At 35.5% G+C, this 20,448-nt stretch carries 22 protein-coding genes and 2 pseudogenes; 14 read left to right on the top strand and 10 right to left on the bottom strand.

The annotated features are described in order from the left end of the window. Nucleotides 1-341: 341 nt before the first annotated feature. The 7 genes from FZC40_RS17795 to FZC40_RS10335 all read right to left on the bottom strand — a co-directional run bounded on the left by FZC40_RS17795 (nt 342) and on the right by FZC40_RS10335 (nt 4,084). Nucleotides 342-449, bottom strand: coding sequence for a helix-turn-helix domain-containing protein (locus tag FZC40_RS17795; protein ID WP_148604009.1), 108 nt, complete (start codon nt 447-449; stop codon nt 342-344). Between the two features lie 135 nt (nt 450-584). After that, nucleotides 585-776 carry a hypothetical protein gene (locus FZC40_RS10360; RefSeq protein ID WP_148604007.1) on the bottom strand — a complete coding sequence of 64 codons (192 nt, stop codon included), beginning with the start codon at nt 774-776 and terminating at the stop codon, nt 585-587. Nucleotides 777-857: 81 nt separating this feature from the next. Next, nucleotides 858-1,094: a CsbD family protein gene (locus FZC40_RS10355; RefSeq protein WP_148604005.1), complete on the bottom strand. Its 237-nt coding sequence runs from the start codon at nt 1,092-1,094 to the stop codon at nt 858-860. A 170-nt stretch (nt 1,095-1,264) separates the two neighbouring features. Next, nucleotides 1,265-1,405: a lmo0937 family membrane protein gene (locus FZC40_RS10350; RefSeq protein ID WP_148604003.1), complete on the bottom strand. Its 141-nt coding sequence runs from the start codon at nt 1,403-1,405 to the stop codon at nt 1,265-1,267. A gap of 466 nt (nt 1,406-1,871) precedes the next feature. After that, nucleotides 1,872-2,678, bottom strand: coding sequence for a phosphatase PAP2 family protein (locus FZC40_RS10345; protein WP_187389066.1), 807 nt, complete (start codon nt 2,676-2,678; stop codon nt 1,872-1,874). Next, on the bottom strand, nt 2,668-3,603 hold the full coding sequence (locus FZC40_RS10340) for a diacylglycerol/lipid kinase family protein (RefSeq protein ID WP_148603998.1): 936 nt from the start codon (nt 3,601-3,603) through the stop codon (nt 2,668-2,670). The genes FZC40_RS10345 and FZC40_RS10340 overlap by 11 nt, the downstream gene beginning before the upstream one ends. Before the next feature lie 133 nt (nt 3,604-3,736). Next, a complete protein-coding gene (locus FZC40_RS10335) occupies nt 3,737-4,084 on the bottom strand; it encodes a phosphatase PAP2 family protein (protein ID WP_148603996.1) in 348 nt (115 codons plus the stop codon). 637 nt (nt 4,085-4,721) lie between these two features. On the opposite strand from FZC40_RS10335, the pseudogene FZC40_RS17430 reads away from it, so the two are divergent. After that, nucleotides 4,722-4,941: pseudogene (locus tag FZC40_RS17430) on the top strand (transposase); the annotation flags it as partial. Between the two features lie 273 nt (nt 4,942-5,214). Here FZC40_RS17430 and FZC40_RS10320 read toward each other — a convergent pair. Further along, on the bottom strand, nt 5,215-5,424 hold the full coding sequence (locus FZC40_RS10320) for a hypothetical protein (protein WP_148603991.1): 210 nt from the start codon (nt 5,422-5,424) through the stop codon (nt 5,215-5,217). Between the two features lie 536 nt (nt 5,425-5,960). Here FZC40_RS10320 and FZC40_RS17135 point away from each other — a divergent pair. From FZC40_RS17135 to FZC40_RS10280, 9 genes are all read left to right on the top strand, one after another. Next, nucleotides 5,961-6,101 (top strand): hypothetical protein, encoded by a 141-nt coding sequence (locus FZC40_RS17135; protein ID WP_186843881.1) that lies wholly within the window; start codon nt 5,961-5,963, stop codon nt 6,099-6,101. Between the two features lie 96 nt (nt 6,102-6,197). Further along, nucleotides 6,198-6,467, top strand: coding sequence for a DUF4143 domain-containing protein (locus tag FZC40_RS10315; RefSeq protein WP_420534738.1), 270 nt, complete (start codon nt 6,198-6,200; stop codon nt 6,465-6,467). A gap of 1,022 nt (nt 6,468-7,489) precedes the next feature. After that, nucleotides 7,490-7,816 (top strand): ArsR/SmtB family transcription factor, encoded by a 327-nt coding sequence (locus FZC40_RS10310; RefSeq protein ID WP_148603967.1) that lies wholly within the window; start codon nt 7,490-7,492, stop codon nt 7,814-7,816. A 101-nt stretch (nt 7,817-7,917) separates the two neighbouring features. Continuing rightward, nucleotides 7,918-8,055 carry a hypothetical protein gene (locus tag FZC40_RS17130; RefSeq protein ID WP_187389065.1) on the top strand — a complete coding sequence of 46 codons (138 nt, stop codon included), beginning with the start codon at nt 7,918-7,920 and terminating at the stop codon, nt 8,053-8,055. A 6-nt stretch (nt 8,056-8,061) separates the two neighbouring features. Further along, complete coding sequence (locus FZC40_RS10305) at nt 8,062-8,703, top strand: EFR1 family ferrodoxin (protein WP_207706717.1); 642 nt, start codon at nt 8,062-8,064, stop codon at nt 8,701-8,703. Nucleotides 8,704-9,685: 982 nt separating this feature from the next. Next, the gene (locus FZC40_RS10300) at nt 9,686-10,534 is read left to right on the top strand and encodes a creatininase family protein (RefSeq protein WP_148603987.1); all 849 of its coding nucleotides are present in this window, start codon (nt 9,686-9,688) and stop codon (nt 10,532-10,534) included. Then, nucleotides 10,527-11,297, top strand: coding sequence for a MerR family transcriptional regulator (locus tag FZC40_RS10295; RefSeq protein WP_311135698.1), 771 nt, complete (start codon nt 10,527-10,529; stop codon nt 11,295-11,297). Before FZC40_RS10300 ends, FZC40_RS10295 begins: the two co-directional genes overlap by 8 nt. 622 nt (nt 11,298-11,919) lie before the next feature. Then, the gene (locus FZC40_RS10290) at nt 11,920-12,090 is read left to right on the top strand and encodes a hypothetical protein (RefSeq protein WP_243135791.1); all 171 of its coding nucleotides are present in this window, start codon (nt 11,920-11,922) and stop codon (nt 12,088-12,090) included. Between the two features lie 639 nt (nt 12,091-12,729). Beyond that, nucleotides 12,730-12,942 carry a helix-turn-helix transcriptional regulator gene (locus FZC40_RS10280; protein ID WP_148603981.1) on the top strand — a complete coding sequence of 71 codons (213 nt, stop codon included), beginning with the start codon at nt 12,730-12,732 and terminating at the stop codon, nt 12,940-12,942. A 199-nt stretch (nt 12,943-13,141) separates the two neighbouring features. Here FZC40_RS10280 and FZC40_RS10275 read toward each other — a convergent pair whose 3' ends face one another. Next, the gene (locus FZC40_RS10275; protein ID WP_148603979.1) at nt 13,142-13,327 is read right to left on the bottom strand and encodes a hypothetical protein; all 186 of its coding nucleotides are present in this window, start codon (nt 13,325-13,327) and stop codon (nt 13,142-13,144) included. 368 nt (nt 13,328-13,695) lie between these two features. Then, a complete protein-coding gene (locus FZC40_RS17790; protein WP_148603977.1) occupies nt 13,696-13,842 on the bottom strand; it encodes a zinc ribbon-containing protein in 147 nt (48 codons plus the stop codon). Nucleotides 13,843-14,567: 725 nt separating this feature from the next. Here FZC40_RS17790 and FZC40_RS10265 point away from each other — a divergent pair. From FZC40_RS10265 to FZC40_RS10250, 4 genes and pseudogenes are all read left to right on the top strand, one after another. Next, the gene (locus tag FZC40_RS10265) at nt 14,568-16,553 is read left to right on the top strand and encodes an oxidoreductase (protein WP_148603974.1); all 1,986 of its coding nucleotides are present in this window, start codon (nt 14,568-14,570) and stop codon (nt 16,551-16,553) included. 1,576 nt (nt 16,554-18,129) lie between these two features. Continuing rightward, a complete protein-coding gene (locus FZC40_RS10260) occupies nt 18,130-18,849 on the top strand; it encodes a CDGSH iron-sulfur domain-containing protein (RefSeq protein ID WP_148603972.1) in 720 nt (239 codons plus the stop codon). A gap of 173 nt (nt 18,850-19,022) precedes the next feature. Then, nucleotides 19,023-19,295: pseudogene (locus FZC40_RS10255) on the top strand (NADPH-dependent FMN reductase); the annotation flags it as partial. A 380-nt stretch (nt 19,296-19,675) separates the two neighbouring features. Continuing rightward, the gene (locus FZC40_RS10250; protein ID WP_148603968.1) at nt 19,676-19,930 is read left to right on the top strand and encodes a glutaredoxin domain-containing protein; all 255 of its coding nucleotides are present in this window, start codon (nt 19,676-19,678) and stop codon (nt 19,928-19,930) included. Nucleotides 19,931-20,448: the final 518 nt, after the last annotated feature.

Raw genomic sequence — 20,448 nt, 5'->3', positions numbered from 1 at the left:
GGTATGATTATGAAACTCCAGCAGTTGTATTTTATGAAAATCAGACCCTGGCAGCATAATCAATCACACGAAAGGAGAGTTATCTTAAATATTTTGATTTCGTGTCTTGACAAGCGTGCACATTATAAAATATCACTTTGTGTAACAGTCAAATTCTTTGGGATTCATCATGGGGGAAAGGCACAGAAGTATTTGATACATTATTATTCAAAGCTTCCTTATGATAAATCACTATTCAAAATCATGGAAGAACCTAAAATGTTTCGGATTATTCTATAGTACTGAAGATTTATTTTCTTATGAATTAAAGTTGTACAGTTATCTTTATTTCTCGTTTTTTTCTATACCACCCTGGCTACCGTGTTTCGAGATACTTTTAAAGTATCCGTAATTCTCCGCTGGCTGTATCCGTTAAGGCGGAGCTGTAAAATTTGTTTTTGTTTGGACATTAACAGGTCCTCCTTTCGTAAGTACAACGGTTATCCCGTAGCTTCATTTTAACACTTGCGAAAGTGGCTCTCTATAGCGGCTTCTTTTTTTGAAGGCAAAATCATCAACACCGATTGTTTCACCACCCTTTCTATCTATTTGATGCTTTTATTATAGCACTCCAAATTTAATAAATCGTTTAGTAAACGGCTTTTTACGGAAGAACCACGAATATCTGGTCCGGATGGTAAATCACGACCGAAATATTCACCGCCGCGACTTTTACCAAGGTATTGATTCACTTCAGCATTAACAGCCCCTTTTTCGGTTCTTTTCAGGATTTTCATCTCAACTTTTTATAAAATAATGCCAAACTGATTTTATTCTACATCAGTTTGCAGTTTGCAATTTATGAATTGGTCTCTGGTTTATTGCTTCTTTTTGTTTTTATCGATGGCGTCATTGATATTACCTGCGATGACTTCTTTTATACTATCTGCCTGATCACCGATATCCATTGCTTTTCCCTCTAGCTCGCCCTTTTTAGTCTGAATTTTACCCTTTAATTCCAACTTTTCGTTTCCGGTAACTTTTCCAACTGTTTCCTTGACTCCGCCTACGAGCTTATCTTTATTTGACTCGATTTTACCTTTTGTATTTGACATCATTATACCTACTTTCGAAATTTATTTTTTTCTGAAGCAAACGACTAATGTGTGAATCTCACATAACTCCTCTGCGATCGATTACTGTAATGTACATTTTCATCACGGTAAGTGTTAATTACCTGTAATGGCCTAGCTGTTAAAAAGTTTATTTAGTTCGACAACGCATCCTACTTTCTCCGAATAAGACTCACTACAATTAGAATAACTGCAATTACGAGAAGAATATGAATTAACCCGCCAAATGTATAAGAAGTAATCAAACCTAATAACCATAAAACAACGAGAACGCCTGCAATAGTCCAAAACATCTTTATCACCTTCTCTTTAATTAATCAAATATATTGATTATAATAATCTATATACCCGATATAATACTCTCTAAACATAAGATCAACCCATGGCAATCGTAAAAACTGGAGTTCCCCCCTATCAATTTTGGATGATGCTACTTTCAAAATACATTGATGGAGAAAAATCCCACCAAAGCAGTGACCTTTGTTGATCATCATGATTCGCAACCATCTCAAGCTCTGGAATCATGAGTCGATGACTAGTTCAAACCCTTAGCATACGAGATGATTTTATTACGTGAAAATGCCCTGCCCTGTATTTTTTATGGGGACTACTACGGCATTGCCGGTGAAAATTCGATTCAGGTTCGATGCCTGTCTGGGTAGAAAGTGGGATTTATTCAGATTAAACCATGCATAATCTTTTATTGAAAAGCTTATGCCAAAAACCGTCCCATTAGTATCTAGGAGCATTCAAAAAATGTCAAAATGAATTATTAAGGATCACGCCTAAAAGTCCCCAGGCGGTCCCCAGCATAGCTCCTCCGAGCACATCCCGGGGGTAGTGCATGCCGACATAGATACGAGTGATCCCAACAAAAAAAGCCATCAGATATACTGCTAACCAGATGAATAAGTTGGCGTGAAAATAGTGTAATAGAAAAGTCGCCATGTAGAAGGACTGACTGGTATGACCACTTGGAAAAGAACTGCCCCTGGCTTGTGACCCAACAATTCGACTATTTTCTATCTTTTTATAGGGTCGGGTTCGATGGATAAGCACTTTTATTAAGGTAACCACTAACCATAATGATAACGTGCCTAAGGCAAAGGCATATCCAAGGAAATTATACCCTGAAAAATATAAAAAAAAGGCAACAATTATTGCAAAAATCCCATTACCAAGCTGAGTAAAAAACAGCATCAGCCAATCAAGCCAACACTTGCGGCGACCATGCATATTAAAATAGGTAAAAACCCAGACATCAACGCGCTGACCAACCGACCATACAAGAGAAATGGTGGTTAAACCAAAAATTAGCACTAGGATAATCAGGGTGCTTTGGGTTTTAACCACTCCTAACAAAATGATCCATATATAATTTGGAACAAATATAAGAAATAAAACAAAGAAAATGGCAACTAGGGTGAGCCAGTAAACAGGTGGAATATGACGTATCCTCGTGATGATTTTCTGCCATCTTCCGTCAATTTCAAGCTCAGGCAATGGGCCTTCTTCAGTCGGTTTTAATCCTTGGTCTTTTACGACCTTATCCTGATTATTGCCCATCATTTGACTCTGTCGATCCGACCATTACGGTCAAGGCTTGTCGCTGTACTTCAATTCGCACGGAACCCTCTCCCAGACTGATGCCATCAGCCATCACCGACATTGATGGTTCAGTGTCAATGACAACTTCACGCACACGGTAGTGCTGAATCCGGGGATCCTCAGGACTGTCGGTTCCCACACCGTTAAGAATATAACCGATCAAATCGAGTTTGGATAGATCGGAAAAAAACAATACATCGAGGAAGCCGTCATGATAGGCATCGACAGCACCGACTTTATAATTAAGACCAATATAGGGCATATTTGAAATTAATGCCGCATGACCCAACTCGCTGATTTCCCGATTATCGTCCAGAATAAGATGTATTTCAGAAGGGGGAGAAGTCGCTAGGATGCCGAGAAAATCACCGATACGAGCGATGTTGCCATGCTGGATATCATCCCCGGATGGGAAAAGTGTCGAAAACAATCCCACCGAGCAAAGCTCTATAAAAGGCGTGCTGACATTGTTGCACGTGACCATGCCCAGATCTATTTTTAAATCCCGCCCTTCTCTTAGAATCGCGACTGCAGCAGGAATATCAGTGGGGATCCCCAGGCTAAGGGCCACATTGTTCTGAGTTCCGGTGGGGACAATGCCAAGAGTAGCGTTTGAACCGACCATCGCCTTTGTGACAGCTGTAACGGTACCATCCCCGCCACAAACAACAAACAGTTCAATTCCTTGGGCAATGGCTTCTTCGACCACTGTCTTCAAGTTACAGTCTGGCGCTGTTAAATAGATTTCAGGGATAAACTTCCAGGCTTGCATTTCTTTAATCACAGCCAGCATTTGTTGGGGTGAGTCGTCATTTGATCCAGAACCAGGATTGAAAATGAGTTTAATGCGCATTGGCAGAACGTTTGTTTTCAGAACTTCCATCACTTATTCCTCCATAGATTAAGTTACTAAATAAAAGTGTGCCGGTTAACGTTTAAAACAATCAAGAAAATTTAATACTCACAAAAATCAACGCAACCATCAGATCTGGAACCGTCTCCCTTGTGTCAAAATTTTATTGCCGAACAAAAAAGCGTGGCTTTCCCCAACGGTAAAAATGAATACCCGCAATCAGACATAACCCTCCCAATAGATATGCTCCTAACACATCACTGGCCCAGTGCTGGCCAAGATAAATGCGAGATATTCCAACCAGAACAATGTGACCGCCAAAGATAAAAAACAGCAAAGTCCGTATCCAGAATGGTTTGAGCAGTGTAAAAGTCAGGGAAACTTCAGGTTTCGCTTCATATTCTACTAATGTCACAACGGCATCCTTCAGTGCAGTAAATTGATCTTTAAATTTACCCTTGGGTATTTTTTTGACATCGGGATACAGGGCTGCCGTCAGGTTGCGCTCCAATCATCGAGATAGCACCCTGCTGATCTGTCGTCTTCCCTCCATATCCAACTGCCATTAGAACCGCTAGCAATCCAATTACAAAATAGATGATTCCGCGTGCTGCATATCCTAAGCGAGCCAGTGTTTCAAAAGTATTACTAAGCGTTGCATTATTAGCGGTTAGTGGACCTTTTCTATTGATCTTTCCTTTTGATTTTTATTTGCCAGTCATATACTCATACATCCTCTCTTTAACGAAATATTACTGGTGCCGGGGCAGTCTTTGTTTTCGTCGTCCGAAGCATGAATACCGTAACCGCTCACACAAAATAAAACGGTTAATATCGATACCATAAGGGTAGAAATTACTTTTTCATAATAGAAATTTCTTTCTTTAATGATTTTATACCCAATTGTAAATAGATGAAACAACTATTGGTTCGATGAACATAAGGGCACGGTTCCGGGACCAGTGAAAAAGTCGAAAATATTAGTTTGTACAGATCGTTGAAAAAATTGGAAATCACGAATTAGAAATCGTGTAATATTTATAGACTGAAATTGAAACATCCAGTGTAGTTTTGATTAAAACAGAGTAAAAAAAAACCTGTATGGTAAATTTAAGTGCTGCCAAAACGAACCAAACAGAAGAAAAACCATGATTCGATGCGAATCAAAACTATTATCTTTCCATTGCTTATTATACAACTAAACCTGGAAAATCATATCCTTAAACAGGTTAAAAAGCGGTTGATTTCAGTTTTATCAATGATCTGCTGGAAGATACTTACTGCAAAAACTTTGGCCGTCCGGTTAAAGAACCGAAACTGTTGTGCAAATTGCTGTTTTTCCAGCATATCGACAATCTCTCTGACCAGCTTCTGGCAATAAAACAGAAGTACGGACTTTTCCCTGAATACCAGGGCAAGATTGATCTGAGGCAAGCGGTCATTACCATACGGTGCCTGGCGAAGTGTCTGGGAATAGCTGGATATGGATGTTGAATCATAAACCCAGTATTCATCCTCATTGCGACGTTTTTCCTGAAGTTTAAAGAAGTTATTTTCCCCTTCTTCGGAAATGGCATTGAAAATTTTACGGCTCCGTTGCGATGGAATATCCTTGACAAACGGGTGTTTGTGGAGACAACTCTATTTTTCAAAATGGGAAAGCGGCGAATCGCTTTCCGTGATCAAATAGTATGCAATGGACTGAATCTGCTTGTAGGCATCAGGAAAACACTGCATGAGATCCTGAATGAGACCAAGAGTTTCGCCGATTTTATCCAGCAGGTAAGTGGCTCTATAAAAGCTGCGGCTGGTTGTGGTAATGGGTACCGGTTCGTGCTTTGGCGGTTGCATACATTTGGTCTGTCCTTTGCGTTTTTTTCCCCGCCATCGGTCGGGATGATTTCACCTGTCACCAGATCACGTTTACCGATTAGTTTGCGCTTTACCCGGGGTTGTTGTTTCTCTTTGTCCCAATAGGATACGGATTTATATACATATATGATCCCACTGCGTTTATCAAACTGGTTTATGATTGCCATTATGCCACCTCATAGTTGTGTATGTGCTAACACGTAACTATGTAAGGGTCAATATAAAATTCATTGATAGCCTTTAAAATAAACAGTTTAGAGCGTTCTCATAGTCATATCCTAGTTATGAGTAACGGGAATTCAGGTTTAATGAAACGAGGGATTGTACAAATTATTTTCTAATCTTAAAAAAATGGCATCTGCATGGGGATGATTGATGACCTGGGTTCTGGGGGGGCTATTTCATTGCGAATGATGTGCCTTTATGCTTCTCCGGTGACGCACGGCCTGAAAATTAAAAAGCCGTTGCGGATTGCATCAATAGTTATGGAAATAACAAGTTGAGAGGTGAGAAAAATGAATGAAATAATGACCAATAGTGAATTATTTGAAAAATTTGCCAAAGAAGTTATGCAATTAGAAACTCAGGGACAGATTGATTCTTTTGTTAATACATTTATTTATGCAATGATTGGATTAATCTATAGTTTTAAATAGTACATCAAAATGATAAGGTTGAAAATCCGGGTATGTTTATATGGTCAGGCTGAATCAAACAGTTCTCCTTGACTGTTTAAAGAGTTTAAAGGCGCTTTGACAGAGCAGTATCAGTATGTGCTCCAGCAATTAAAGACGCGGCATGGCATTGAAACCTATTATTGGATAAATGAACGTGGTGGCGCAGAGATTGACTTCCTTGTCGATAACGAAAGCAATATATTTCCCATTGAGGTTAAGGCGGAGACCAATTTAAAAGCCAAAAGTTTGAGAACATATTATGAAAAATTTAGTCCCAAAATATCAATTCGTACAGAAATGACGGATTATAAGCAGGAAGATTGGTTAATTAATTTAACTTTGTGAGAAATCAATACATTGCAAATAAATACTGATTTAATTGAATGGACAATATCTGAAAAGCTAAATAGTAGTAAACAAAAATATAGAATTAAAAAATTTAATTAGTCGCTTTGGAGACAGTGCATCATTTAATACTGACAAGCATTTGAGAAAAGAGATGAAAAAGTGTCCTAAAAATAAATTATAAAAGTAAAATATTGGTAATAAAATAGAACTAAATTACTTAAATCCATGAAGGGGGTTGGAACGGCTTCCGTAGTTTAATTCTCATTAGGCTAGGAAGTATACACGCACATGACAATGATCAATTAGCTGATATCCATTGGCCAATTGGAAATGAGGACCTGGGTTCAATTAAATGGGATGAAGAAATTAAATTTTTGAATAGCTTTAATTATAAAGGTGCTTTTATCTTGGAAGGCTACCAAAATGACTAATTAGAATATTCATAAAAAAGAAAACTGGAAATCGTAGTGCTTACAAAAGGGCTCTGGAAATAGAATAGAAACAGAAAGTTACAGCATTCAAAATTAAACTTGGACGGGTAAACTCAAATGTGGCCTTGGCCTGATTCGGTCACAAATGGCTGATACAGGCTGCACTGTCGATTGTGTTTGTTCTGAACTTGCAAAACGTTCTTTATGCCTCTTTTTATGGTTCTTAATTACTCCGAATATTCAGTAGCACATTTTTTTTAATATGAAAAATTTTTCAGATTATGTTATATTAAGTTGTAATGGTACGATATTGCCAAATATAGGAAATGCAAAAGAAGTAATGCGTCGCTGTCAGAAAATATACAGGTAAGCAAAAACGAAGAAAAGTATTAATATAGTGTGGATAAAATAATAAAAAGACGCTAAACAACTTCAATTATTTTAAATTTCTGATACAATTGGAACTATGGTGTTTTACCTGCCAATTACTTAGAAAGAACTTTATATTAGTATGAACTTTCTGAAAATAAAAGATAAAAACTATTGACATGTGCATTAGTGCGCACGTATAATAAAGGTGGTGATAAAATGGGAAGTGAAAAAAACGCATTAGTATGTGGAAATTTTATTGAAGATAACATTGATTTTGATTTTTATAAGGCTTTATTTGATCCAGTGAGAAGCAAAATACTGGTGTACATTGCTAGTAATGGAAAAAAGAGCGTTAACGAAATTGCTGAAAATTTTACACAAGATAGATCAGTAATTTCAAGGCACCTGGATTTAATGAATCGTTATGGAATTGTCAGTAAAACAAAAATAAACAGGTATGTATTTTATGAAGTAAACAGTAAATTTATCTTTGATAAATTTGAAGAAACAACAACAAATTTAAAAAGACTTATGGAATTTTGAAAACTGATGTAAGTAATAGAGATGGCAGAGATGTCTTTTTTATTACTTACATACGTGCATTAGTGTGCACAATTACATAATGACAATTGAGGAGTTAACCGATGATTAAGACTGCTGTGTTTTATTTTTCAGGTACTAGTACCAGTTTAAGCATTGCAAAAGATATTGCTAAAGAAATGGAAAACTGCGAAATTATTTCAATGGGTAGCAGTCAGAATTATGATTTACAAGGAGGATAGGAAACGATAGGATTTGTTTACTCAACATATTATAGAGGAGAGCCGCAAAAGGTTCGTGAATTCATATCAAACATTAATCTGAAAAATTCTCAGAAAACATATTATTATGCAATAACAACCTGCGGAAAATACGATGGCAACGCACTTGTTCATATTAAGCATTTACTAAAAAGAAAAGACATAGATCTGACCTACGGAAAAAAAATTGTTATGTTTTCAAATTATGTTGTCGCTTATGATATGAGGGAAACAATTGAAGAAGAAACTAAACAGTCACAAAAAGATTTAATACAAATTATTCAATCAATAAAAAACAGAGAAATCAATAAATTATCTATTACAGAACCGTTGCAAGAAATAGCTTATCGGGTTTTAATTAAATTCGCACATAATATGGATAAGCATTATAATGTGTCTGATGACTGCATTGGCTGTGGCATATGTAAAAAAGTATGCCCGGTAGGTAATGTTGATTTAGATGACAATAATAAACCATATTTTAAACATCATTGTGAGCAATGTGTTGCCTGTATTCAATATTGTCCAAAGAAGGCAATAAACTATAAAAACAAGACACAGAATAGAAGAAGATATACTTATCCAGGTATAAAGTACACGGAATTAGCTGAAATGAACAAGAATGATTAATATATTTGATTAAACATTGAAAGAAAATTACGGAATATGCGATTATTAATTTATAATTAAAAATGTTCGAACCCCCAAATGAACTACATATATTACGTCGCCAGCAGATTGATTACTATCGTAATTCCGGACTTTCAACAGAAACCTTGGATGCTACAAGTAATTGGACAAATAACCTGTTGGTTTTTGGTCTATGAGAAGATGGATAATGTTTTAGGGCTTATGTTATAACGTTTAGGGAGTTTTTCAGAGTTGATTTGAGATTAAACATGACGATAATTAGAAATATTTATTGTCATCTTGAACCGATGCGATTCGTATACATCAAAAATGAATATAATACAACATAAAAAGCGGCTAAATAGAAATATTCAGTCGCTTTTTATTTAAAATGAATTATAAAGGTGTTTTTATCTTGGAAGGCTACCAAAATGACCAGTTAGAATCTTTAAAGTACCTGAAAAAAATACATTTGGTATAATAAGGTTTAGTTCGCAACTTTTTAAGTCTGTATTTCACATTAACCTGAAAAACTAGAAAATACAAAATTATTTACACTGCCGATAAGAGGGCTTAAAATTTGGTATAGTGTTTATGAATCCTCAGGAACTCAATCCACGACTATTTCACATGTTCCGAACCATCTCAGCTTTTTTTGTTTTACAATATTCCTTAGTGGTACCAAAGCGCATAAAAAATGGTTGCAATTGTCGTAGCGCCCAACAAATGAAAGTTACACCAAAATATTGATACCGAAAGGACGCAGTTAATATCAGTGAAATCAACAAAGACTGGACGCTTTATCAGTTTTTTATCGGTAATAAAATTACCGATAAAACCTTTAAATTGTCAAATAATAAGGAAAATGACAAAACCTAGATAAAAAAGTTAAAAAATATGTTTCAAAATCCCATTTTATGCTTGACCTTCCGGTAAATAGAATGTTTATACTTGATATATAACCGATCACAGGAGGTAATTGATGCGTTTAAATATTTTGGAAATTAATTGGCTGGAAGTTGAGCAGTGCAACAAAGAAAAAACCATTGCGTTCATTGGCTTGGCACCCATCGAAGAGCATGGAAGACATCTTCCTTTAGGTGTTGACGTTTATGAAACACAATACTGGATGGAAAACAGTTTGAGCAAACTGGAGGTCGAATTTGGTGATTACACATTTCTTATAATGCCTGTTATCACCTTCGGACATGCCAATATGAAGGGAATCCCGGGAAATATTCATCTTTCGCAACAGTTATTATATGAACTGGTGCTAGCCACAGTAAACAATATTGTTGAATGGGGAATAGAACATATTGTTATTATTTCAGGGCATGCAGACCCCAAGCATACCATTGCGATTGAACAGGCGTGTGAAAAAGTGAATAATGAAAATGGAATAGTTGCATTTGCTCCTATGGGGGCGATATTTTCTGAGAAAGTTCCAATCAAGGCTGGAAATCAAGATCAAGATATGAAACAAAAATTGAAGGCATATCCAAATGATTTTCACGCAGGTTGGATAGAAACATCAAACATGTTAGAGATTCGAAAGGATTTAGTTAAACACGACTTTATGAAACAGCCGGATATAATAGTAAATGACAAAGATATGATCAATCCTGAAGTGGTGATGACAAAAACTTCAGGATACGGACATCTTGGTTATCCCAAGGAGGCGTCAACGATGTTAGGGAAAACGCTGAATAAAGCAGTAATTGAAAAAATCAGATATTGTACATCGTGCTTTATAAAAAGACAAAACTTTCAACAATTTGCACATCATAAATTGTATGGTATCCCATCGTTGCATGTGAAAGGAGTTGAGTGACTTGTATAGCATCGGGAAATTTTCGATTATGTTAAATCTTAACAAAAAAACGTTGCGCTTTTATGATGAAATTGATTTATTTAAACCGGCATATGTAGATGAAACAAATCAGTACAGATATTATGAAGAATCTCAGATTGATGAGATCAAAGAAATAATTAGACTTAAAAATATTGGCATTTCACTTGAACAGATCAAAATAATTACGAATAAAATGAATGGTGCAAGTTTAGAGACTATATATCAGGAACGCTTATTCGAAATAGACGAATCATTGAAATTACTGACTAAACAAAAAGAATTAATTATCAATGAACAAAGATGTACAACCAGAGAAAATGATGATGAAAATGACTGCATTGTTGACAAAGGATATTTTATTGAACAGGGTAATGTATATTATCGTAATATACATTGCGAAATGGATCAGTTAAATCGTTTCATGAGTGAGTTTTATGAAAATGTAAAGGGTAAAACGCTTCGCAGTGGACATATCTTAAAAATGAGTTTAGCAGATGATGCAAAAGACATTTGTGAAATATTTGCCTATACTGATGAGGATGAAAAAGATGAAAGTGTTCGAATTCAAGAAAAAGAAATGTGTATAAAAGTTGCATGTAATAAAGTCGAACAAAGAGAAAATGGCTACAAGTCTTTATTTGATTATGCAGAAAAAAGCAAAACTATCATCCACAATACTTATGAAAAATACAATATGAAGGATGGACAGATGCATTTGGAAATAATATGTAGTATTGCATAAATCGATAAAAACTGCTTATGAAAATTTGTAATAACTCGATATGCATGGAGAATTTTTTAAAACTGATTTGTTGATTCTTTTTTGGTGACTGTAAATTCTGATAAAAGGAATTAAAAAGTATTTGTCGGCGACCAGCAACCTTACACAAGGTTGGATTGTATTTCATTTAATTGTTTGGTGCAAACAGATGGCGAAGCCCAGGGAACTTTTGAAATTACTTAGAAATAGAGATAAAAATGAACCCGGATTGGGAGAATTAAATTTGTTAATCAGGATCTCCGGCTGAGTCCAACATCATAAACTTAAGGAGATCCAGAAATATTAATTGGATTTCCTTATTTTTGTTTATGTATTAGAATATAAACAGGGGTGGTATGAACGGTAATCATGCCAGAAAATTCAGAAAAATGTATGAATCGATTAATTCAGAACAAATCAAGCCGCATGTTCATCTAGAAAACCCAAATAGTTTTTCAAGGAAACGCAAGATGCGAATGTCAAGAAAATAGTAGGCCAGTCGCTGAAATAATAGTAGGCCACTTGTGCTGAAAAAATAGTAGACCATTATCAAGAAACGCTGATAAAAAGTGATCCACTTGTTTGAATCCTGGTCTGGCTGATTTTGTATACTTTGGCAGCCATTCTCAATATTGGGGTATTATTGATCGGAAAAGGGCAGGTGTGGCGGGACAATGTTAGTTTTCAAGAAGTAGATCTTAATACCCCGACGACGGAATTGCTTCCCGGTGAAGTATTTCCAGATTACCCGAAAAAATTAACTTTTGAAGAGTAATACATAGCACATTTGGGTTGAGTAGACGGAGCCTCGCGGCGCTAATCCCTCACAGAACCGGACTTGCCCTATTAAGGCATCTGGCTCTTCACAATACTATTTACAATAAGTAGTTACTTCCTGCACCTAATTCAAAAACATTAACATAAGTCTTCGCTTTTGGTAGTGGATACTTCTTTAAAAATACTACAAATTTACTCCAATCAAAGCTCCTTTTCTGACTTCTACGATTTAACCATTTGAAAATTAGAGTTCTGCATTCATCTATAAAATTTCCTACAGACCTCCTATTATCAGTTATTCCGTAATAATTACAATGTCCTTGTCTTATAATTGAATTGCATCATGACAATCTCTATTAGGTCGAAATCCAAATGAACATTCAAGGAAATCTTGTTCATATATAGCATTTAGGATTTTGGCTAGATTAGCTTGAACTAATTTGACCTCATATACTGGTATTCCTATTGGTCTTTTATCGTTTGTGCCAGGTTTAGGGATATGTACCCTTCTTCCTGGTTGTGGTTTGTATGCTTGTCTTTTCATTTTGGCAATCAAGTCATCTGTATTTTCTAAAAGTGTAGTGTTACAACTTCATTGTACCGCTACATATATTAATACACAAAATGGTTATAGTAAATGAAATTAACCAAAACGGTTTATAGAAAAAGGGGTAAAATGATAATCAAAGTTAAAAAACTACGTGAGAACGCAAATATGACACAAGAAGAAATGGCTGAACAATTAGGTTTATCATCGGCAAACGCTTATAGTTTAAAAGAAAGAGAAGAACGCCGTTTTTCTCTGGAAAAAGCTAGAGTCATTGCAAAGTTTTTTAGATTACTATATTGAAAAATATTTTTCGAGAATGAATTAACCGAATCGGTTAATTATAATTCGAAAGCCAGTTAGGAGGGGAAAGGCATGAGTAAAACAATAGAAGCAGAGCCAAAGAAAATAGCTGCTCTTGTATTTGAATTGCAAAAGCAGCTTAATACAGAAGAATTAAAAAAAGATTGGAATGCGCTCATGTAAAAATACGTTGAAACGTTTAATCTACGGAATCCTGAGATTCAAGTTCTTTAAGTATCTCATATTCCTGAATAGCCATTAGACTTGCTTGAACTGAAACTAGGTACATTTTTTCAAGTGTATCATCAATTCCGTCAGAATAGGTTGAATGAACCCTTTCCATAATCCTGTGTTGAAGGTCATTAGTCTGATCATCTGTAAGCATTAGGTAATATCCTTTCAATTTATTTCAAAATTGCTGTTCTGATAATTAAATTATATAAGGATGAACAAAAAGAAACAAGAGTAAAAATAATAAGTCAATTAGGCGGTGAGGAGTGTTTGTTGTAAGATGAAAATGTAGAAAGGTCTCAAAAAAGTTGTGCACTTGCCAACACAATTTTGTTCATTAGCGATGGCCGACCAATCTCTTTTTTAACAGAAGGAAATAAAACCTATAAAAAGGGCTCGTTCGCTTCCATCAAACCGCTTCCGCTGATGTATTTTAGTGAGTACAAAGACGCCAATGTCAATAAATATATCTCACTATGGCGTCAATGGTTTGGAAAATACTATGGTGCAAGAATGTCAAAATTAGCCAACCTTAGTATACGTTGTTCCAGAACATTTCGGACATGGTGGCAAAGTATCGGTAGTAGCATCAAGAACAACTTGTTGACCGCAAGTTGTACATTTATATATACCATTGCCAGGTTTTTCACCAGTTTTATATGTTTGCATATTTTTCTCCTTTCACAATTATTTCAGTTATGCAACTGATAATTTGATTATAGGAGTATAAACAAAAAGAAACAAGAGCAAAAATAAATAGTTAGGTGGTGGAAAGGATGTTAAAAACAGCACGTAATATTATGGAATTTCTTGAAGGAAATAAAATGATGCTTTTTCCTGATGAAACAAATCAAATTAATTTATATAACAATCAAAAAAAGTTGTATGTTTAAATGACATGAAATATTTATTTGAAGTTGTGATTTTGAAGATGTAATTCTGAAGATGTTTATCATTTTTGAAATAATGAGTGCAATCTGAATAAATTCCTGCCGAAGAAAATTGTTTTTGTAATAATAAGTCATGGTACCACTCCTTTCAGATTGGTGAATTTGTTTTTTAACAATTCAATGTTTCATAATCTGTTGAGGAGTTATATTTTTTATAAAAAATATTCCGTAATTATACGGGTTATAGTGTTTCATAACCGCCTAAATGGGTAATTATATTATCAGAGGAGCGAAAATGCTTAGAAAAAGATTGTTTAGCATGATCATGATCATGGCGGGATCTATGACAGTAGATTAAGCAACTGGCTGTCGGTTAAATTTAATAGCGTCATCCGGCGAGGCATTAACTGCTGGAACGATTGTCATAAACAATAGGTTAAAATGTTACAAAAATACTTGACCGCAACAAGTCTAATATTTTATAATGTTTTAGGAGTGATAAAAATGTCTACAAGATACAAAAAATTATTTGAGCCACTTACAGTGGGAAAACTGACTATTAAAAACCGTATTGCTATGGCGCCTTTGGGCATGGTAGCAATGGCTGATCCTTGCGGTGGTTTCTCTGAAAATGCGCAGGAATATTATATTGAGCGTGCAAAAGGCGGAACTGGTCTGATTATTACTGGAATAACAAACGTAAATTACAATGAATTGGTACCTCTGGTAATGCCATGTGCTTCGTACCAGCCCTTAATGTTTGCAAAATCTTGTGCACTTATGAATGAAAGAATTCATGCTTATGATTCTAAAATCTTTCTTCAGCACACGGGAGGATTCGGCAGGGTAGCAATTCCACATCTTATGAAAAATGCCATTGCACCATCTGAACAAGAAAATAGATGGGACGCCTCAATTCAGCATAGAGCGATGACTATTGATGAAATAAAGGAATTGATCGCATCTTTTGTGACCTGTGCTGTTATTGCAAAGGAGTCTAAGTTTGATGGCGTTGAAATCCATGCTGTTCATGAAGGGTATCTTTTAGATCAGTTCGCTATAGCACTATATAATAAAAGAACCGACGAATATGGTGGAGATTTATTCGGTCGATTAAAGATTTCTATAGATATTGTGAAAGGTATCAAAGCCGCCTGTGGTAAGGATTTTCCGGTATCTTTACGTTACAGTTTAAAGAGTTTTGTCAAAGCAATTCGTAAGGGTGCTCTGCCTGGTGAGGATTTTGTTGAAAAGGGTAAGGATATTGATGAGGGAATTGAAGCTGCTAAAATTTTAGTGAAGGCCGGCTATGATCTTTTAAACGTAGATGCGGGAACTTACGATTCATGGTATTGGAATCACCCCCCTATGTATTTTGAAAAAGGCATGTACCGTAAATTCGGAAAGATTTTAAAGGAGAATGTAAATGTTCCTATTATTCTCGCCGGTAGGATGGATGATCCTGATATAGCTTGTGAAGCACTTGGTACTAGCTGCGATATCGTTGCTTACGGCAGACCGCTTCTTGCAGATCCGTATCTTCCAGAAAAAATCAGAACCGAAAAGCTTGAGGATATTCGCCCATGCCTGTCTTGCCATCAGGGGTGTCTTGATCGGCTTGCTCATGGTTTGCCACTTTCCTGTGCGGTAAATCCGGCCTGTGGTAGAGAAAAAGCTCTGGCAATCACTCTGGCTACTGAAAAGAAAAAGGTATTGATTATCGGTGGCGGCCTTGCTGGTATGGAAGCAGCACGTGTCTGCGCCATCCGTGGTCATCAGGTAATTCTTATGGAAAAGAACAATAAACTCGGTGGAAACATTATTCCTGGAAGTGTGCCTGATTTTAAGAAAGATGACCGTGCATTACTGAAATGGTATGTGGTACAACTTGAGAAGCTTCCTGTGGAGATTAAGCTGAACTACACAGCGAACCGAGAAATGATAGGAAAATCCAATGTCGATGTTGTTATTTTCGCCACCGGGTCTACACCCGTGAAAATAGACTTTGGCAACAAGAATCGCATTTACACGGCGGATGATATTTTAAAGAATAAAGAAAATGCAAGAGAAGATATCGTTGTTGTTGGAGGTGGTTTGGTAGGTTGTGAAACTGCTTTGTGGCTACGTTATCAAGGAAAAAATGTTACAATTGTGGAAGCGAAGGCACAGATACTCGGTGGTGGAGAAGATATGTGTTTCGCAAATTATGATATGCTCAAAGACCTTTTAATCTTTAACAAAATTGATGTATATAGCAGCTCATCTATAAAGACTATCAACGATGATTCTGTTATGGTGGCAACCCCAAATGGCGAAAAAGAGATAAAGGCAGATACGGTAATAGTTTCTGTGGGTTATCATTCTGAAAAGAGTCTATATGAAACGATGCTAGATTCAAATAAGATTGTTTACAATGTTGGCGATTCCCGTAAGGTTCACAACATTATGTATGCCATCTGGGATGCCTTTGAGGTAGCGTCAAACATTTAACATGAGTAATTATCCAGTCAGATTAGTCATCGTGACAAATTCAAAAACATCGCAACATATTTTTGAATTTGAAACTAATCCAAAATTCGATGATTTTTACAATGAAATAAAAAAGAATAGCGATCATAATGGCTGCTATTCTTTTTAACTTTACTGCGATGGTTGCCAGTTTTGACTATTTGGATAGCGCAACCAGACCGTAATTTTTGGCCTGGCCAAATTTATGGAATCGTTGATTTGAGATTAAACATGACGATAATTAGAAATATCAATTGTCACCTTGAACTGGTACGGTCCGCCTCCACTAAAGATGAAATAAATGCAAATTATTGGTATTAATAGAGCTAAATTGCTTAAATCAATGAGGAGGATTCAGAACGGTTCCGCTGTTTAATTCTCATTTTGAACGAACAAATTCAATCATTTTTGAATTTGAAGTAACTGGTTTATTAATGATTTCTTTTTACAATGTACTTGCTGATGGATTTCTAGTCTAATAAAGTTTTCCTGGCAATTTCAGCTTTTGATATACCATTGAATTAAATGCTGTTGAACCATCTGGTTCTTTAATTCATCAGGATAACTTTCTCTTAGTCTTTTGTCATTTGAGCAAGTCTCCGTCTTTTATTGTAGCTGTTCACAAATTTATTGTCCAGTTTATTATAACCTATCCAGAAATTCAGATCAGAACCATTAAAGCCAGATGGGGATCATACATTAAAGATAAAAACAGTATTATGCTAATCAAGAGTTAATAAAGAGCATCGGCAAATCAACTTTTGTGAAATATTACAACAATTTTAGGAATGAGAGCCGAGATTCTTGTATTATTGCATTCACTGAGAATTATTCAGATAATTACAAAGCTACACACACTTCAATTTTGCAAAGTATTTTTGGGAAGGTATCTAGAAAGATATCCAGAAAGATGCTTTAAGATTGATTATCAATTCACAACGAGTAGATTCAGAAACAATGCAGATAGCAGTTAATAATTTATTAGGTTGCCTTACTGAAAAAGACAGTTTTGAACTGCGAATCTTCCATGCAAAGGTGCATCTATGCTTAAGAATTTCGTTAGATTTTTGTGCTATTATAACTCGAATCAGCAATTGGAATTTTTTTAATACCGCTAATGAGTGTGAGCTTATTACAGAATTAAAAAATGATTCGATTGATGGATTTGTTATAGACATATATATGACATGTCATAGGAAAAGATGGATTTTTGGATTTACTTAATGAACGTTTTCAAAAGAGCGTAAATCCAAATACATTTGAAATGTATTATGAAACTAAAACGAAAAATGAAATAAAGGAACTTTATGGGGGAGAGAAAAATTTCAGACGAACAAAAACTAAGCGTTTGAAACAATTTTTTATCAATACTTCAAAATAATGTGGATATTTAAAGGATTACTTTGTATAGTGATGATCTATGGCTCGTTAAGGAATAAAGTGAATGTAGAAATAATTGATTGTGTGAGGTACCTTTTGGGTTTAAGAAACAGTTAAACGTCTGTATGCTTTTTGACATCATCAGAAACATGAGACATAACTAACATTGCAATCAAATATGGAGGTAATTGCTGCGAAAGCATCTAATGAAAAACAAGGATACAAAATTAAAATAACAGAAAATGGCCCGTATATTGTATCGGGAAATGTCCCCTTATCAGAGAAAATAATTGTTCCTAAGGGAAAATCCTATGAATTTAAAGAAGGTCGTGAATTGCCTCAATCTGAGGAATATGTTCTTTGCCGATGTGGAAAATCACAAAATGCACCATTCTGTGACGGTACCCATTCAAAGATAGGTTTTGTGGGCACAGAGACTGCATCAAAAAAGAAATATGAGGATAGGGCTGAATTGCGAGGAGGTCCTGCGGTGGATTTATTGGATGATCACCGATGTGCTTCGGCACGCTTCTGTCATCGGGAAACTGGTGATGCATGGGAGTTGACAAGAGCGTCGGATAACGAAGCAAACAGAAAAGAAGCGATGCAGGCAGCAAAGGAGTGCCCTTCAGGTAGAATAACCGCAATTATCAAAACAGGAGAAATCATTGAGCCTGAACTTGAACCTTCCATCGAGATCGTTCAGGATCCGGAAAAAGGAGTAAGTGCTGGAATTTTTGTTAAAGGAAATATCCCGATAGAATCAGCAGATGCCCAGATCTATCAGATTAGAAACAGAGTTGCGCTGAGTCGATGTGGTCAATCAGAGAACAAACCATTTTGTGATGCAAGACATACTTCAATAGAATATTTCGATAGAAAAGGTAACATAAAATAGCGCATTTAAAACTTCATGGTTGATGTGTTGATGCGACATCAACTACGAAATTCAAACAACTTTTGAATTAGTCTTTCTAGAGATGATTACGCGATCCATCATAGTAGGAATAAATAAAATGAAAATTTTGTAAAGTGATGATCGTTGGTTCGTTAAAGTAGGATTCTTTAAATCTTCAGCTTGTACAAAATACAGAAACATATTTAAAAGACAAAATGAGTGTAAAAATAATCGATTATAGCGAGCTACCTCTTTTATTTCAGAATATTGAATATTCAATACCGGAAAATGTTAAAAAAATAAGAGAAAAAATTAGAAAAGCGGATGGTTTTTGGCTTTTCACACCTGAGAACAATCATTTTTCCCCGGGGGTACTGAAAAATTTGATTGATTGGTTGTCAAGACCGGTTAGTAAAATTGAAGGACAGGTTCTAAATGTGAAATAAGCTGCAATCGGTGGGATTACCCCCGGAATGTCTAGTGCCGGGATTGCCTTGTATGAGTTCGCAACTAGAAAAATAATTCCAACACTAGCCCCAAGGATAATTGCATAGTATGGACCCTTATCGCTAATTGGATACATGGTGAAGTTCAAGTTAGCTTCTGGTGGTCATTCAGCATCTGGAATTGTTGGTGGGAATGTTGTCCATTCCTTGTCGTAGTTGAATTCACCACGGCTAAAGTCTCCATTTTTTTCAGTTTTGGCAAATTCATTTTCTGGAAGTCCATGTCTAAAATCTTCAGGATTATAGAGATGAGGTGAAGAAAATCGAACCATATAATAAAATATTATATCAATGGATATAAGCACAAGAAAGGAAATCTAATGAAAAAAGAAATTAAATTATATACATGGCCACATTGCCCATATTCCAATGGTGCAAAAAGACTTCTAAATGAAAGAGGTTTGAAATATATCGACGTTAATATTTATCAAAATAATGAAATGCGAAATGAATTGGAAGAAAAAACGAACCATTATACTGTTCCTTTTATTTTTATTGGGGATTCGTGTATCGGAGGCTTTGAGGAGCTTCAAGAACTTGATATTCGTGGAGAACTAGAAGAACTGCTGAAATAAGAAAAGCAAGTTTAAATGGTACGAATAAATTACACGACTCAACAAAGGGCTTCTGAGTGACCTGTTCAAAAAAGCTTTGAGCTGTATGCACTTTTTTACCATTGGAAAAAAAGTGCGCTGGTTTCTAAAATATTTTAAATTTTCCGGCAATAAAATACTGCTCCAGTATTAGCCATTTCTACCATTGCACTGTCGATTGTTGTTCTGAAATTGCAAAACGTTCTTTATGCCTCTTTTTATGGTTCTTAATTACTCCGAATATTTAGTAGTACATTTTTTTTAATATGAAAAATTTTTCAGATTATGTTATATTAAGTTGTAATGGTACGATATTGCCAAATATAGGAAATGCAAAAGAAGTAAAGCGTCGCTGTCAGAAAATATACAGGTAAGCAAAAACGCAGAAAAGTATTAATATAGTGTGGATAAAATAATAAAAAGACGCTAAACAACTTCAATTATTTTAAATTTCTGATACAATTGGAACTATGGTGTTTTACCTGCCAATTACTTAGAAA

The organism is Acetobacterium tundrae (assembly GCF_008086615.1).
GTDB classification, from domain to species: Bacteria; Bacillota; Clostridia; order Eubacteriales; family Eubacteriaceae; genus Acetobacterium; species Acetobacterium tundrae.
This window is presented reverse-complemented; position numbering and strand designations above follow the sequence as displayed.